Raw genomic sequence first — 15,223 nt, 5'->3', positions numbered from 1 at the left:
TTATGATGGGAGATACCCAACATTGGAGTGACTATGTTTTCTTATGAACACCTAACCTCATTTTGCGCTACCGTTGAAGAGGGCAGCTATAGCCAAGCAGCTCGAAAACTAGGAAAAGATCGCACAACGATTAGAGAACAAATCAAAGCATTAGAAGACAGCTATGCAATTGAATTGTTTAATATTCAAGGAAAAAAAGCCATTGCTTCACCGGCAGGACTTGCTATCTATAAGCAAGCAAAACTGTTGGTTAAAAACAGTGAAAAACTCAATTTACGCATGATGAATAATTACCAACAGCCGATCACTCAGTTAGATATATTTCACGATATTATTGTGCCGAATTCTTTAATTCTATTAGTTGAAGAATTTATAACTAATACATTCCCTCATATTAAAATTCATTGGCTTCACCGTAATAGAGATCAGGCCCTTTCATCTCTGGTTGAAGGTAAGCATCAGTTAGCTATCATGCAAAATAAACCATCGAATGAAACACAATTCCCAGTTGGTTTTTTGAATTTAGGTACACACAGTTTTTCAGCCTATTGCCGCCCTAAACACTCTCTTACTAAATTATCAGAGCTATCCCTACTTGATTTACAATTAGAAAAGCAATACATCAGTGAAAATCATTACAACACCATGCCTGAACTCTTCGCTGTATCGACCGATTTACGTTTAATAAGTAACAATGATGTATTACTTAAACTTGTAAGACACGATGGCTGGGCATTAATGAGTAAAGGGTTGGCTCAACCTTATATTGAAAGTAACGAATTGATTGAGCTTAAAATAAAAGAGTTATCCAATGATCTACAAATTGGGATTTCCTTCTTTTACCCTTTAACTATTGAATCAAATGAGGAAATACAAGAGTTAACGACGTTTTTACGTCAATATGCTCAGCAGAATTTAAATTAAAAAATGATAAAAGTAAGATGTTGGATTTATCCCATCATGATGCATTAGTAAATGAATAATAATTAACCTATAGTTATTTCAGCGGTCATTATCATTGTTTTTCAATAAGGTGGTGCAGCATGAACATATCAACTAATGGAATTATTTATGTCGTCGCATTTGTTCTTATTTTGGTTGTTGGTTTTCGAATCTATACGATTAAACAACAATTAATCCAGATAAATGAACACGTCCCTACTCAATCAGAAACAAATCATATCTACGACTATTTACTCTTTAATCAACGTTAATATATTCATCTCTTGAGTGCTTATAGCCAGTAAAAGAACAGGATAAAATTAGAAACAGTTCACGGAATTACCTTAGAGAAGAAAAGCCGTCATCAAACCCAGTTATGATACCTTTTTACGATATTTTCATATTAAAGGATTATTTATGAACTTCGTTGATGGTGTACTACACATCGAATCATTTTTAGCTATTACTCTCGGGATAATTGTTCTTTTCTTAGGTCGTCGACTAACACAGATGAGCTATTGGCTAAAAGAATTTAGTATTCCAGAACCCGTTTCTGGCGGTATTCTTGTTTCGGTTCTTTTCGCCATTCTTCATTACGCAACACAAATTGATGTCTCTTTTGATTTAGCTACTCGTGATCTTTTACTGGTTTATTTCTTTACCACTATTGGTATTAATGCCAGCCTAAAAGATCTGTTTAAAGGGGGTAAACCTCTCATCATTTTATTAACCATCACCATCGGATACATGTTCATTCAAAACCTCACCGGCATAGGGTTCGCTTTGCTGCTTGATCAACCAGCCGTTTTTGGTTTGTTAAGTGGCTCGGTATCTTTAATCGGCGGGCATGGAACAGCCATCGCATGGGCGCCAAAAATTGGAGAGCAGTTCGATTTAAATACCGCTATGGAGATAGGCATAGCAAGTGCCACCTTTGGGCTTATTCTTGCCAGTTTAATGGGCGGACCAATTGCAAAATATTTAATTAATAAACACAATTTAAAAGCGACTGAAGGCGAAAAGGTTGACGTTGGAACTCAGCAAGATTCTAAACAAACTCACATTACTTCTTATGATTTCTTAGATGCTATGCTCGCGATTCACATCTGTATTATCTTAGGAGCTATCTTAAATGAAGTGGTTTCTGGGCTTGGGTTGGATCTTCCTTTATTTGTGAGTTGCTTATTTGCCGGTATTTTAATTTCTAATTTAATACCAACCTCTTACCCTCGATTAACAGGCACTCGTTGGCCTGCTCGTAAACCTGCGGTTGCTCTAATAGCAGATATGGCATTAGGGGCATTTTTATCGATGTCTTTAATGAGTATGCAATTATGGGCGTTAGTCGACTTAGCTGGCCCTATCTTTATTATTTTGGCTGCTCAGTTCTTTATTGCAATATGTATTGCCATTTTTGTTGTCTTCCCTCTTATGGGAAAAACATACGATGCAGCGGTAGTGTGTGCAGGGTTTGGAGGCATATCACTAGGGTCTACCCCAACAGCGATGGCAAACATGTCAGCAGTAGCGCAGAAATATGGTAATTCACACCAAGCCTTTATTATCGTGCCTTTGGTTTGTGCCTTTTTTATCGATCTCGCTAACGCACTTATTATTCCTTATTTTATTGGTATCGTCGGATAACACTTCCCTCTTCTAGAAAGCTCTTCACTTAAAAATAGTCAGACCTAAAATCTGGCTATTTTTTACGCTCAAAATCAAATAAAAGCACTAAAATTTCTTCTGGCGTAAAATGGTAAGTATCATTTTCTTAAATTTATAACATACCTCCTTATTAAATTTATTTAGGAGATTGCCATGAAAGCTATATCATTTATTGCTTGCCTGTTTTTATTCAGCACGACTTTCGTTCACGCCAATGTTCATAAATGGAAAAACAAAACATTCGAAACTTATTCAGATAAAACCCAAGTTCAGTTTGTCTTAGTTAATCGTTATAACCAATCCGCTGATTACTATTTAAGAATTGATAATAAATCATTTCCTACAAAGATTACGTTAAAGCCTAACCAAGAGGTTGAGCTTGATATAACAGTAAAAACACCCCCGAGCCAAACCACAAAGAAAAAAGTGTGTACTCGCATGGTATCAGACTCACCAAACAGCTATGAAGTGTGTACCAATCTATCATTTAAAAGGCATTAATTATGCGCTACTTATTAAGTGGCCTTTTAGGGCTCTCTTTAGCGATCCCTGTATTTGCTAATCCTATTCCTAGCCTTTCAAACCCATCAGGTACAGACAGGATAAGAACCTCTGGGGGATCATCTTGTGAACAAGCCATAGCCACAGGAAAAACATTTCAAGTAGGCACTTATGGCTCATCAGGTAATGAAGACAGTGACAATTATTACAATAATTATTATCACCAAAATCAAGATGAAGCCGGTATTTATGCTGCTGTAACCTTTCAGTTTGGTGGAGAAGACCGCGTGGATTGTACGAGGCTTTATGAACTCGAACTTCGCGATCGCACTCGAGAAGAAGAATTAGCTCAAGCAGAGCATGAACTTAAGCTTTTACAAATCGAAGCTGAAAAATATCGATTACTTAAAATGAAACAAACTAACACAACCTTCTCGGAGTAAATATGCAAAATAAAAAACAGACACTAGTGATTGCTACGGCTTCTTTACTAACGGCACTCACTGTTTATGCAAGTCCACCCGATCACCCTTCTAGCACAACAGGTGATGTGACTTTTTCGGCAAAAGTAGAAGAACAGTGTGGTATTGAAGCGACACAACCAACTGCTGATCTAGCCTTTGGGGACACTTATAATCAATCAAATGCAACAGTTAAAATAATAAGTAACAGCAGTAGACACGTTAAGTTTAAAGCGTCTTCTATTGATCTTGATTCATTCGGCAACCAAATCGAATTACAAGATGTGCATTTCAAAGCCGCAGGAACGATCAATGTAGACCAAAATGCAGACGAATGGCTGGAAGATATCACCATTAAGCGTGAAGACATCAAAGAAAACAATAATATAGACCTATTAGCACGAGTAAATATTGATGAAGAAGATCTTGATGCTAATGATAACTATGAAATAAAAACAACTTGGACGATTGAGTGTCATTAACTTTGTAAGCCCTTTATAAGGGCTTATTTTTATAAGAAGAAACCATGAAAAAATATCTATTAATTCTTAGTTTTCCCTTTATAAGCTCTTATTCACTCAGTTCTGGTTTAGATAAAAACGAAGTTCTGGACTTCAATAAACAGTGTGTTGATGCATCAAATAACCATGAACGCCGGATCTTTGATGCTTTATCGAATTCTGAGTACATAAATTGGTCGAAAATAAAGCTGGTTGATACTACCAGTCGCTTAAATTACACAGATACCGTCTTAGGAAAAAATGAAGGCAGTGGACTTCTGGCTTGTGATCTTGTTATCAATTACCTGTATGACGATAAAGATATCGTTTTAAATTCAAGCTATCAGGTATCACCAGAAAATAATCAAACAATCAGCCGTGTTGCAGTTACTGAAAAAGCCATTACTGATTTTATTGTGCAAGTTATGGTGAACTAATCATGAATCATCTAACCCTATTCTTATTGATGCTACTCATCTCACCGTTTGCAAGCGCCAATAATACTCACTCAACCCTCAGCTTTAAGAAACAGATAAAAGAGCGCTGTGGGCTGATTGTTGTTGAAGACTCTGGTGGGCTCAATTTTGGTCGTGATTATGATGAACAAGCCATAATGCTTAAACTCATATCCAACAAAAAACATGCGCGATTACTCCTTCGTTTAAGCCATTTTGATTTAGGGGATTTGTCTGGTGAGATTCCAAATAATCACGTTTATTTTAGGTTAGAGACCCCAAATTATTATGAGGGTAATATCGATTACTGGCGACAAGGGGTTGAGATATCAGCACCTCGCTTAAATAATACTAAAGACGTTTATATCCGAGCACGCATAAATAAACCTGAATTATCCTTACCAGCAGGCGATATACGCCTGAACATGGAGTGGTCATTGGAGTGCCTATAAGTATTCACACTCTGTTCATTCTTACTAGATTATACTAATCTCATCTTATTATCGTTCAACAGGCCATTTACGTGATTTCATCATTATTTTCGCGCTTTGCAGTCATTGGATCTCTAACAATATTAGGCGCATGTAGCCAATCCACCACAAATGCTAATTATGTACCATCCGATACTCTACCTAACTACTCACAAAGCAGCTTTCAACAGTACATGGATGAAACCAAACAGTGGTTAACTGAACATCGAGTATTTAAAAGTAACGATCTAGAAAAAGAACTTGCTGTTAATTTACCTTTTGAAATAAAGCCACATAAGCCAAACGGAAAAGGTGTGCTTTTAGTTCATGGTTTGGGTGACTCCCCTTTTTCTTTTATCGATGTTGCCCAGCACCTAGCTGAACAAGGTTATTTAGTTCGCTCAATATTACTTCCTGGTCATGGCAGTAAAGTGGGAGATCTCATGCTGCCTAGTTTAGAAGACTGGCAAAATGTCGTTCATCATCATACCCAATTACTTAAAGCTCAAACAGATGAAGTGTGGCTTGGTGGTTATTCGACAGGGGCGAACCTTGTTACCTCTGAAGCACTTAAAGACGATAATATCGCAGGATTACTTTTGTTTTCTCCTGCGTTTAAGCCGGGATCATCCACCGTTAAGTTTGCAAAAATCGCAAGCTATTTTGTAACGTGGGCAGATCAAGATCCTGAAACTAACCCTATTCGTTATAACTCACTCCCTATGCATGGTGCTGCGATTTATTATGATACGGCCAAAATTGTTCAAAAAGATCTTAAAAATAAAAATTACACAAAGCCTGTATTTATGATTGCTAGCGAAAGCGACAAAGTTATTGATACTAAATTTGCTACAACAGTATTTGAAACCAAATTCACAAGTGCTAAAAACCAGCTAGTATGGCAAGGGGAGAATGAATTGACTTCAACCAATACCACGACATTCAGTATGAATAGACCAGATTTAAAAATAGTTGATGGCTCTCATATGGGATTACTTTTCTCTCCAAATAACCCAGAATACGGAGAAAAAGGAACCGTAAGAATTTGCAGTAATGGGCAGACAGAAGAACAAGAATTTGCTTGTGAAGAAGGCGCTGATGTATGGTTTTCTGCTTATGGAATTAAAGAAGAAGGTAAGATTTTTGCACGTTTAACTTATAACCCTTACTTTGAACAAAGCATGGCAATGTTAGATCATGTTATGTCTGAAAAATAAAATAAGCCCGTATTCAATCGGTATACGGGCCTACTTTTATTAATTTACCTGAATATTAGAGATTGTGTACCAATTTTCTTTCTGTGGCATATCTATCGCGAGCTTGATTTTCGCCTCTCCAAGATCATTAACTAAAGCAATTTGTAAATCATACTCACCAGCTAAAGCAGGGACGGTTATTTCATCATCAATATTAAGCACAGGAGCATCTCTTACTCTAGTCTCTGCCGGTAACCAATCTAAAACGTTTCTTGAGGTCTCTTGAGTTATCTCTACTTTCCCTGATGCATCAACAAAACGATAAGCAAGTCGATATGGGTAGTAAGAAGGTGCTACACCACTGTTTTTCCATTCAGAGGTAATAGTCATCGTACTTGATGAATTAACCTCTTTAGAATGCGTTAAAGAGGTTAGCTCAAAACGATAGCCTAGCTTTTTAAGAACGTCTTGAACTGCAGGCTGAAACTCATCAGGAATAGGTTTTGATTTCGCATTAATTAGGGATGCGTGGTGGTCAAGAGCATAATCAAATACCTCAGTAACATCTTTTTCAGTAAAATTATGATCTGTTTTCCACAATGTCATGTCGTTACAAGTTTCAAATTGAACGGGAGCTTGTTTCCATGCATCGTGAGCATTGGCGTTATCAAGAGCATGAGGATAGCCATCTACCATGTGATTCCAACCTGGACCATAATAGCCTTCTTTATCTCCTAAACAATCAGCCCTCCACCCTGAACCATTTGCTACAGCACTAGCTAAAAATGTCTCTCTCTTATCTTCAGATCCAATTAACATCACAGTTGGAACACGCGTAAAGCTAGATTGATGCATCGTTACATATTTAGTAAAAGCAGATGGCGATTCAAAAAGAGTACTATCATTTAAATGCGCTCCTAAGGCTGGCTCATTCGGATAAGCCTCTTCTAAATGCCATTCAGCCCAAGAGCCTATAACACCAATATCTATACTCGTAATATCATCTGGATCATTATATTTAGTGCTTAATGCAGCAAGTAAATCTTGAATTTGAGTTTGAAAATCACTTGATGTGTAATCAGGTACAAATACAGTTTTCCCTTCATTCACAACTACGCTTTGTCCTTTAGCTGTAAACCATAAAGGTATTGAGTTTTCACCTGTATCAGTCTTACCCATGGCCATAACTCGAAACATTAATTTTTTACCCGCCGCTTTAGCATCATTTAATTGCTTATCTATCAAAGCAAAATTATAAACACCATCACTTTTTTCTAATTCAGACCAATACCACCGAAAATAGACAGTACTTGTTTCTGGGTAAGATGGGATTGCACCGTATTCATAATCATGAATCGATATTGAATGAAAATCACTAAAACCAATATCAGGGTTAACTAAAACAGCATTACTTATTTTAGGTTGGATCGTAGTCGTTCCTAAAGAACTAGAATCCCCAGATTCAGAGCCACAACCCACTAAAAATAACGACAATAAGAAAGGAGATACTTTTAAGAAATACATAAATAAACCAAACAGATAAACTAACTAAAGTTTACAAAGTAAAAGATAAAACATGTAAATCCTCTGTCAGATCTTCCTTTATTCTTACTTCTAATAAAGAAAATAGAGTTCAAATCAGAAGCATGATCAAGGGGGCATTCTTCTGGATCCTTAATTTACTTATACTATGCTACAACTAACTCAAGATATGATTAATGGACTAACTATGAAAACAGATACCCACTCCCCTCTCTTCATTACCTTAATGGGCATCAGTTTATGTAGCTTTGCTGAAAACCCTAATATATCAATACAATATTCAAAGCCTTTAAATCAGCAAGAAATTGCAATTCAGAAAACAATAAAAGAAAGTGATATTAATGACACATTGATAGCTCTTTCTAACAACTATTTCCCATTTAATAAAACAGTCACCATTCAATATGGAAGCACGGAAGGGCCTCTCTATGATCCTAACTTTCATACGATACAGATCCCTTATTCGTTTTATCAAGAATCACTCGATTATTTTTCAAAAAATAAATACCAAGAACGCTTTAATAAATCACCGCAGTTAGGTGCCCTTGATACTCTACTTCATACTTTATTACATGAGGCAGGTCATGCTTTTATCGCTGATCAGAACATTCCGGTTTTAGGAAAAGAAGAAGATGCCGTCGATAACTTTGCAACCATCTTATTATTAAACTACGTAAATAATGGTGATGATATTGCGATAAGTGCGGCAGATATGTTTGCATTTGAGTCTGAGGATAGACCTGATTACTACGATTTCGGAGAGTACATAGATGAGCACAGCTTTGATTTACAGCGCTATTTCTCTACCTTATGCCTTGTTTATGGTAGTGATCCAAAAAAGCAAAGTAATTTATTGGATGAAGTCGAAAACGATTATTTGAAGGATAGAAAAGAGTTTTGTGAGTTTCAATTTGATTCATTAAGTCAAAGTTGGGATCATTATTTTAAGCAAACAAACTAAATATAAGAAGCATGATCAAGGGATCGAATCCTACTTGATCATGCTTCTGGATCAATAAAAAAGCTTATTGAATGGCTTTAATATCTTCAGCCATTGATATTAGAGTTGATAAGATCTTCTCCCCATCGACTCGCAAGCCATTATGCTCATACTCACTGGTCATCCATGCTCTAGAGTTAGGAATAGACTTTAACGTTTCACGAGAGAAATCAAACTCAACAAACATATCATTGACATACGTTGCCGCAGCCATGGGAACCGTATTCTTTGCTAATTGCTCAATATTGTATAAATTTGGCCAATCAGACTTTGCCGCCAAAAGCTCTGCAGCTTCTTTTAATGGCTTTAAGGTTTCAAGCTGGTCAAAGAACCATGGATAGACCATTTCGCCGGTAAAACGCAGTGGAGCGCCTTTCTGGTGGTTAAATTGAGGATAACTCCCTCTCACTCGATGTGCTGACCATTTTGAAGCATTATGTTGACAATAAATCGACTCATGTAAAATCGCATACAGTGGATTAGTTAAATGCGCTTGTTGTGAAAGTACATAATTTAAAAAACCATAACCTAGCTCTTGTTGGCCATTTACATCGACAAAAGCCGTTTCTAATTGGAAATAGAGCTCTTCTGCTCCTCCCGCCATACCAAAACAGATCCCCATTTGTTGAAATTGCTCAACGGTGAAGATCTGGCCATTAGGCAAAGTAACCGAGTGATCTAGTAAGCTGTTCGCAATGCGATCACACAGCTCTTGCGCTCGTGGAAAGCGAGCAAAGAATTCACTATTTTTATCTAACGTTCGCTTATATGTCGCATGGTAAACATCATCAATATTACGTGTAATAGAAGGGATCCCACCTGTAATATACGAAGCCAGTAAACTATCAGGAAATAATGATAAGTAAGTTAGTGAGCAGAACCCACCAAAACTCTGGCCAATAATCGCCCACTTATCAACGTTAAAATGCTTTCTAATCGCTTCAGCATCACGAACAATGTTATCTGCTCGAAAGTGGCTTAAATATTCTGCTTGTTTTATCGGATCTAAGTGTTGGATCGTTTGAGTTGTGATCGGAGAGCTTAATCCAGTACCACGCTGATCCAATAAGATCACACGATATTGTTCTAAGGCACGCTTTAACCAACCAGAATTACTGAGTGGACGAGCAGCAGGAAAACCAGGCCCACCTTGAAAATAAACTAAATACGGAAGATCAAGATCGCTATTTTCTGCTTTTACTAATTCTCGAGCATAAACGGAAACATGATCAGGGGTAGCGGTGTAATCATCATAATTAAGAGGCAAAGAAAAATGATGAGATTGATACTTTACACCGTCAAGATAAAACGCGGGTTCTGAATGATTGAGCATGACACTTCCTTATATCAAGCTTACTTAGCTACCCAAAGATAAGCTAAGTAAGTTATTATTTTAGTTATCTATTTTTATTATTTTTCAGCGGCAACTACTGATATTTCAACAAGAAGCGCTTCACGAGCCATGCTCGCTTCAACACATGCACGCGCTGGAGCGTGACCTTCTGGTACCCATGCATCCCAAACCGCATTCATTTCAGCAAAATCTTTCATATCTTTAATGTAGATCGTGGCTGACAACATATGCTCACGAGAGCTGCCTGCTTGATCTAACAGTAGATCTACTTTATCAAGCATGGTTTGCGTCTGTTCTGCTATGCCCTTCGTCGCATCTGCACAAACTTGACCACATAGATAAACCGTCCCGTTATGTTTAACGATACGACTCATACGCTGCTTTGTTTCTTGACGTTCAATCATGCTTACCTACTTCTAAAATATTAAGGTGTAATTTAGAGTGCTAGAGTAATAAAAAATGAAAGAAAATACGAGGACTCTTCGCGTTAAAGCCTTATTTCATAATGGAAGAATGATCATGGTCCCATAAGATACGGGAAGTGCGGTAAGGATTTATTAGCAGATAAAAAAACGGCGAGCACTAGGCTCGCCAATACGATTATTGAAACCAATAAAAGTTAAGATGTGTAACAATATGAGCCAATCTTTCGATTGGTAAAGGACAAAGGTTGTCTATTCGTTAGAGATAATAACCTTTGAGCATATTGTTTTGTCATCGCTTTGTCAGGGTAAGGCTATAAAGCTGTCAATAGTTTGACTATCCTGCCATCTCGTCCAATGCGCGTAATACATCTTGATCATAGTTCTGTGAAAACACTAATTTACAGATCTTTCTTCGTACCGCTAAACCTGCGATCAAGTTCTCGATTGATAAGTGCTTACCATGATCTTGGCTATTATAGAATTCAATTGTCTTACTCAGTGTCTCATAAGGTAAAACCTCACCTGCCACCTGCAAATAATCTAATTTTTCCAACAGTTCTTTACACTCCTCTGAAATGGATGAAGAACTGTGGCCAGTCATCGCTGATAATGCAGTGATACTTCTTTCTAATGCTTGCTCAGATGTATATTTAGTCAATGTGATCGTTAATTCATCCGCATTAATCTCAGCAGAATGTTTACGGAGCTTCACTCTGCGACCTAAACGACCTGATTTATTAAGAGTATTTCGTTTAATGGGTTCAAACTCACCATCGATGATCGTTGACAGTTGATCTATCGCTTGTTTTGGCATGATCTCATTACGTAATGGGTTTGGCATTGTTGGTGCCATATTACGTTTACCAGCATTTGTCGTTCTTGCTCGCGAATAACGGATCACTTCTTCAGGATCACAGCGAATATCTACTTGATAATCTGGTAATTTTTCATTGCTATCCAGCATCGAGATCGTAAGGTGATAACCCCATAAGTTCACAATAAATAATTCATCAGTGACTTTATCTTTAGCTAATTTTTTTAACTCACGAATAAGATCTAATGAAAATCGTCTCCATTCGACGTTACGGGCGAGTTTCTGATTTATTTCACTTAGGAGTAAGTTATCAGTCATTCGACGCGCTAGACGGCTTCTGAAGAAGCTATAGAGCTGAAATACCAACGTATGTTGCTTTAAGATCTCAGGTGGGAATAAAAAGAAGTAATCTTTGGTTAGTAATTCATCGTAAAACGAAGGTTCCCACACCAAAATATACAAGTTAGGCTTAATTTTGATCTCGCCATCTTTGCCTTCTTTTGGCGCTTCATCAGATGCGGTAATAGTTCGAGCTAAGAAACGAAATCGATCACTTTTAAAGCCTTTAGGCATATTCTCACTTAGCCAACGGCCAGTAAGTTCATGTAGTTGAAAGTCTGTAAATTCAATACGATCAATACTTTCGCGGATAGAATCACGTGCAGGTCCAGAATCTTTCTTACCACGTAATGTTAAGATATCGGTAATATAAATCGGTGTTTTATTACCCATTGTTTTGGTTTGAATATGATAATCATCTTGATGGTGATCATGATATTGGACTGTTAGAGTGAACAGAGCAAACAACGTCATCAGATCATCAACAGTCATAATATTTTTTGATGATCTTGTTTCAATGATCGCTTTAGTACCTGAAATGGCAACCATTGCTTTTTGATAGTTCTTACGAGTACGTGGTGGCGCTAAAGCTTGATCTATGATCCCTGCCCAATTCGTCGGAGATACAACAAATTGATCAGCTTCATCCCTCATGCTTGGTGGGATACCTAAACCATGCTCAGTAAGAAATTGACGATTTACTTGGGTCTGAGCAAGTGCTTTAGAGCGTTTTTGTTTTTCTTGTTCATGACTTTGTTCAGATTTTAAACTTGTAATACCTAATGTCGAAATTAACGAGGACGGATTAATAAACTTATGTAGCATTGTTTTTCCAGCTAATCCTTGCTCAAAACGAACCGGATATTGCTCAAATAATCCGATACTTACGGCAGTTCGTAATCGTTGCTGGATAGCTGCTCGTGTTAGATGTCCATCTGTTGTTTCGATAACTTCAGTTGTTGAAACTAAACCATCAGGCGAAGAGAATCCTTTTAATGAAATTAAATTCATTAATTCTAAAATACTTTTCGTAACACCTTTAAAATGTTGATATTGAGTGATCCAATCAACAAGGTTTGTTGGTATTTCGAATAAGTGTCCACCCTTGTGATCTCTTGGAAGAGGGATGTAGATCTTTTCGTTATCTGCTGTTTTTATATGATTCATTTTCAACTGACATTCATTGTATTTTAATCATTCTTTCGTATAGATTAAAGGAATTAGATCTTTAAAGAAAGAAAAAAATTATTATTCTTTTAAACTGATCTTTATGATTAATACTGATCTATATGATTATATTGATCTATGATCTGAACGGTTTTTTGCTTGCAAGTTATTGTATATAAAGAACTATTTTTATTGCGCAATGAAAGCATGATCAAGGTTTTTTTGAAAGCATGATCATTATTGGCTCGGATCTATGATCACAAAACGACTAAAAGCATGATCATAAGCCTATTGAATCAATGATCATCATTTTTGTGAAGAATGATCAAGGTCTAAACACAACTTATCCACAGATATGATCTTGATGATTGGGTTTATGATCTTATTCTTATCTAAAATGATGATTTTTGAGTTTATTTAAAGAGTGTTTTTGTTCGTTTCTGTGTTCTTGCTATTTTATTGGATGTTTTACACCATTTTTTTGTACATAGTTAAAGCTAATCTAGATCCAGAAGAATGATCAAGTAATTCATTAACTGGATCTATTTCTCTATTTTTTTATTGATCTTGCGTTAACCCTTATAGAATATACATTTTCTGTAATTTATATAGCTCTTATCATGCTTCCGTGATTAATTTTATCTTGATCATGCTTCCTTTAATTACAATTCAATTTACAGGGAATATTGCTTCTCAATGCGATTATTTTGCCCTTGATCATGCTTCATTATTTCCTTCGTGAGACCGCCTCTACTAACCTGGTTTGGGTAATAATTCATTTTATTTCTAATAAGTGAGAATTTAAGTTGTAGATTAATTTTATTATTAGCGGTAAAAATTTCTAATTAAAGATGTTTTTTAATATTATTTTCACTTTTTATATTGAAAATACATACCCCGTAATTTGTTTGATATTTTTCACGCTTCCGTAAATTTACACTGTAAATTTACTACTATGTGACGCTGTAACATTTTAATTTTTGTGATGTTCGTACCGAGTTATAGCCTAAATATTAAGTCTGTATTTAACATAAATGACAGCTTTGTTAGTATAATTATCTCTTTTTAATGTATATCACATTATTAAATTCACGTTCACCAATTTGTTGTAATTGACCTTCATTGCTGTACAATTAATTTCATAGTTACATTAATGGCGAATATTATGAACAGAGAAAAAACCATTGCTAATTTAGCTGCATTGGCAGAGCAGACCCAACAGGTACAATCCGACCGTATCGAACTGGTTCTTGAAGAAAGAAATAACGAACATTTCCCTCCAATGTCAAAAGCAATGATGGAAACTCGTTCTGGCTTAACAAGAAGAAAACTTGATGAAGCAATTACTCGTTTAGAGTCTGAGGGTCATCAATTTACGAAGAATAATGCAAATCATTATTCGATTTCATTAACAGAAGCACATATGTTGATGGATGCGGCAGGAATGCCAGCGTTTCATGAACAGAAAAAAAATGTGAACAATAAGCCTTGGGTTGTAAATGTTCAAAACCAAAAAGGTGGTACAGGTAAGTCAATGAGTGCTGTGCACCTTGCTGCTTGTTTAGCTCTAAATTTAGAAAAGCGTTACCGTATTTGTTTAATCGATTTAGATCCTCAAGGGTCACTTCGCCTTTTCTTAAACCCTCAAATTAGTGTTTCAGAGCAGGACACCATCTATTCAGCTGTAGATATTATGTTGGATAATGTCCCTGAAAATGAAGTTATTGATGGTCAGTTTATGGCTAAAAATGTACTTCTTAATACGCAATATCCAAATTTAAAAACCATTTCTGCTTTCCCTGAAGATGCGATGTTTAATGCAGAAGCGTGGCAGGATTTATCAACTAATGGTTCTCTTGATATTGTTAAGTTATTAAAAGAAAAGGTTATTGACCCAATTGCTGATCAATTTGATGTGATCATGATTGATACAGGTCCGCACGTTGATCCATTAGTTTGGAACGCAATGTACGCATCAAACTCACTGTTAATTCCATGTGCTGCAAAACGTTTAGACTGGGCATCAACAGTAAACTTTTTCCAACATTTACCAACTGTGTATGAAATGTTCCCTGAAGATTGGCATGGATTAGAGTTTGTTCGTCTTATGCCTACGATGTTTGAAGATGACAATAAAAAACAAGTTTCAGTATTAACTGAAATGAATTATTTATTGGCTGATCAAGTGATGATGGCGACTATTCCACGTAGCCGTGCATTTGAAATTTGTGCTGATACTTATAGTACGGTTTTTGACTTAACAGCGGCAGATTTTGAAGGTGGTAAGAAGACATTGGCTGTTGCTCAAGATGCAGTTAAGAAAAGTGCATTAGAATTTGAGCGTGTTCTTCATAGTCACTGGAATTCGTTAAATAAAGGGGAGTACTAATCC

15 protein-coding genes are annotated in these 15,223 nt (G+C 36.4%); 11 read left to right on the top strand and 4 right to left on the bottom strand.

The window, feature by feature from the left end:
* Positions 1-33: 33 nt before the first annotated feature.
* From AC2INI_RS15450 to AC2INI_RS15410, 9 genes are all read left to right on the top strand, one after another.
* Positions 34-924: a LysR family transcriptional regulator gene (locus AC2INI_RS15450; protein WP_486306328.1), complete on the top strand. Its 891-nt coding sequence runs from the start codon at positions 34-36 to the stop codon at positions 922-924.
* Positions 925-1,043: 119 nt separating this feature from the next.
* On the top strand, positions 1,044-1,214 hold the full coding sequence (locus AC2INI_RS15445) for a hypothetical protein (protein ID WP_162922423.1): 171 nt from the start codon (positions 1,044-1,046) through the stop codon (positions 1,212-1,214).
* Positions 1,215-1,359: 145 nt separating this feature from the next.
* Positions 1,360-2,586, top strand: coding sequence for a sodium/glutamate symporter (gltS, locus tag AC2INI_RS15440; RefSeq protein WP_486306327.1), 1,227 nt, complete (start codon positions 1,360-1,362; stop codon positions 2,584-2,586).
* Positions 2,587-2,760: 174 nt separating this feature from the next.
* Positions 2,761-3,108: a hypothetical protein gene (locus AC2INI_RS15435; RefSeq protein WP_122032328.1), complete on the top strand. Its 348-nt coding sequence runs from the start codon at positions 2,761-2,763 to the stop codon at positions 3,106-3,108.
* A 2-nt stretch (positions 3,109-3,110) separates the two neighbouring features.
* A complete protein-coding gene (locus AC2INI_RS15430) occupies positions 3,111-3,551 on the top strand; it encodes a hypothetical protein (RefSeq protein WP_122032327.1) in 441 nt (146 codons plus the stop codon).
* 2 nt (positions 3,552-3,553) lie between these two features.
* Entirely contained in the window at positions 3,554-4,051 is a 498-nt protein-coding gene (locus AC2INI_RS15425; RefSeq protein WP_486306326.1) for a hypothetical protein, read from the top strand.
* Positions 4,052-4,095: 44 nt separating this feature from the next.
* Positions 4,096-4,506, top strand: coding sequence for a hypothetical protein (locus tag AC2INI_RS15420; RefSeq protein WP_486306325.1), 411 nt, complete (start codon positions 4,096-4,098; stop codon positions 4,504-4,506).
* 2 nt (positions 4,507-4,508) lie between these two features.
* A complete protein-coding gene (locus AC2INI_RS15415; RefSeq protein WP_486306324.1) occupies positions 4,509-4,976 on the top strand; it encodes a hypothetical protein in 468 nt (155 codons plus the stop codon).
* 71 nt (positions 4,977-5,047) lie between these two features.
* The gene (locus AC2INI_RS15410) at positions 5,048-6,211 is read left to right on the top strand and encodes an alpha/beta hydrolase (RefSeq protein ID WP_486306323.1); all 1,164 of its coding nucleotides are present in this window, start codon (positions 5,048-5,050) and stop codon (positions 6,209-6,211) included.
* Positions 6,212-6,250: 39 nt separating this feature from the next.
* Here AC2INI_RS15410 and AC2INI_RS15405 read toward each other — a convergent pair whose 3' ends face one another.
* Positions 6,251-7,714, bottom strand: a complete 1,464-nt coding sequence (locus AC2INI_RS15405; protein WP_486306322.1) for a DUF4832 domain-containing protein — start codon at positions 7,712-7,714, stop codon at positions 6,251-6,253.
* Positions 7,715-7,958: 244 nt separating this feature from the next.
* Here AC2INI_RS15405 and AC2INI_RS15400 point away from each other — a divergent pair, with 244 nt between their 5' ends.
* The gene (locus AC2INI_RS15400; protein ID WP_486306450.1) at positions 7,959-8,693 is read left to right on the top strand and encodes a DUF4344 domain-containing metallopeptidase; all 735 of its coding nucleotides are present in this window, start codon (positions 7,959-7,961) and stop codon (positions 8,691-8,693) included.
* A gap of 64 nt (positions 8,694-8,757) precedes the next feature.
* Here the strand turns inward: AC2INI_RS15400 and AC2INI_RS15395 are convergent, their stop codons facing one another.
* From AC2INI_RS15395 to AC2INI_RS15385, 3 genes are all read right to left on the bottom strand, one after another.
* Entirely contained in the window at positions 8,758-10,065 is a 1,308-nt protein-coding gene (locus AC2INI_RS15395) for an alpha/beta fold hydrolase (protein WP_486306321.1), read from the bottom strand.
* Positions 10,066-10,142: 77 nt separating this feature from the next.
* Positions 10,143-10,490, bottom strand: coding sequence for a RidA family protein (locus tag AC2INI_RS15390; RefSeq protein ID WP_130047075.1), 348 nt, complete (start codon positions 10,488-10,490; stop codon positions 10,143-10,145).
* Between the two features lie 355 nt (positions 10,491-10,845).
* Positions 10,846-12,831, bottom strand: coding sequence for a replication initiator protein RctB domain-containing protein (locus tag AC2INI_RS15385; protein WP_122032319.1), 1,986 nt, complete (start codon positions 12,829-12,831; stop codon positions 10,846-10,848).
* A gap of 1,165 nt (positions 12,832-13,996) precedes the next feature.
* Here AC2INI_RS15385 and AC2INI_RS15380 point away from each other — a divergent pair.
* Complete coding sequence (locus AC2INI_RS15380) at positions 13,997-15,220, top strand: ParA family protein (protein ID WP_105056535.1); 1,224 nt, start codon at positions 13,997-13,999, stop codon at positions 15,218-15,220.
* Positions 15,221-15,223: the final 3 nt, after the last annotated feature.

This window comes from Aliivibrio friggae (assembly GCF_057368515.1).
The sequence above is the reverse complement of the archived record's forward strand: the minus strand, read 5'-3'. Positions and strand labels throughout refer to the sequence as shown.

What these genes read in the sequence shown, in the direction of transcription:
- AC2INI_RS15405 (WP_486306322.1), bottom strand. Translation starts at nt 7,714, where the DNA reads ATGTATTTCTTAAAAGTATCTCCTTTCTTATTGTCGTTATTTTTAGTG.
- AC2INI_RS15425 (WP_486306326.1), top strand. Translation starts at nt 3,554, where the DNA reads ATGCAAAATAAAAAACAGACACTAGTGATTGCTACGGCTTCTTTACTA.
- AC2INI_RS15435 (WP_122032328.1), top strand. Translation starts at nt 2,761, where the DNA reads ATGAAAGCTATATCATTTATTGCTTGCCTGTTTTTATTCAGCACGACT.
- AC2INI_RS15395 (WP_486306321.1), bottom strand. Translation starts at nt 10,065, where the DNA reads ATGCTCAATCATTCAGAACCCGCGTTTTATCTTGACGGTGTAAAGTAT.
- AC2INI_RS15445 (WP_162922423.1), top strand. Translation starts at nt 1,044, where the DNA reads ATGAACATATCAACTAATGGAATTATTTATGTCGTCGCATTTGTTCTT.
- AC2INI_RS15400 (WP_486306450.1), top strand. Translation starts at nt 7,959, where the DNA reads ATGGGCATCAGTTTATGTAGCTTTGCTGAAAACCCTAATATATCAATA.
- AC2INI_RS15415 (WP_486306324.1), top strand. Translation starts at nt 4,509, where the DNA reads ATGAATCATCTAACCCTATTCTTATTGATGCTACTCATCTCACCGTTT.
- AC2INI_RS15385 (WP_122032319.1), bottom strand. Translation starts at nt 12,831, where the DNA reads ATGAATCATATAAAAACAGCAGATAACGAAAAGATCTACATCCCTCTT.
- AC2INI_RS15450 (WP_486306328.1), top strand. Translation starts at nt 34, where the DNA reads ATGTTTTCTTATGAACACCTAACCTCATTTTGCGCTACCGTTGAAGAG.
- AC2INI_RS15420 (WP_486306325.1), top strand. Translation starts at nt 4,096, where the DNA reads ATGAAAAAATATCTATTAATTCTTAGTTTTCCCTTTATAAGCTCTTAT.
- AC2INI_RS15430 (WP_122032327.1), top strand. Translation starts at nt 3,111, where the DNA reads ATGCGCTACTTATTAAGTGGCCTTTTAGGGCTCTCTTTAGCGATCCCT.
- gltS (WP_486306327.1), top strand. Translation starts at nt 1,360, where the DNA reads ATGAACTTCGTTGATGGTGTACTACACATCGAATCATTTTTAGCTATT.
- AC2INI_RS15380 (WP_105056535.1), top strand. Translation starts at nt 13,997, where the DNA reads ATGAACAGAGAAAAAACCATTGCTAATTTAGCTGCATTGGCAGAGCAG.
- AC2INI_RS15390 (WP_130047075.1), bottom strand. Translation starts at nt 10,490, where the DNA reads ATGATTGAACGTCAAGAAACAAAGCAGCGTATGAGTCGTATCGTTAAA.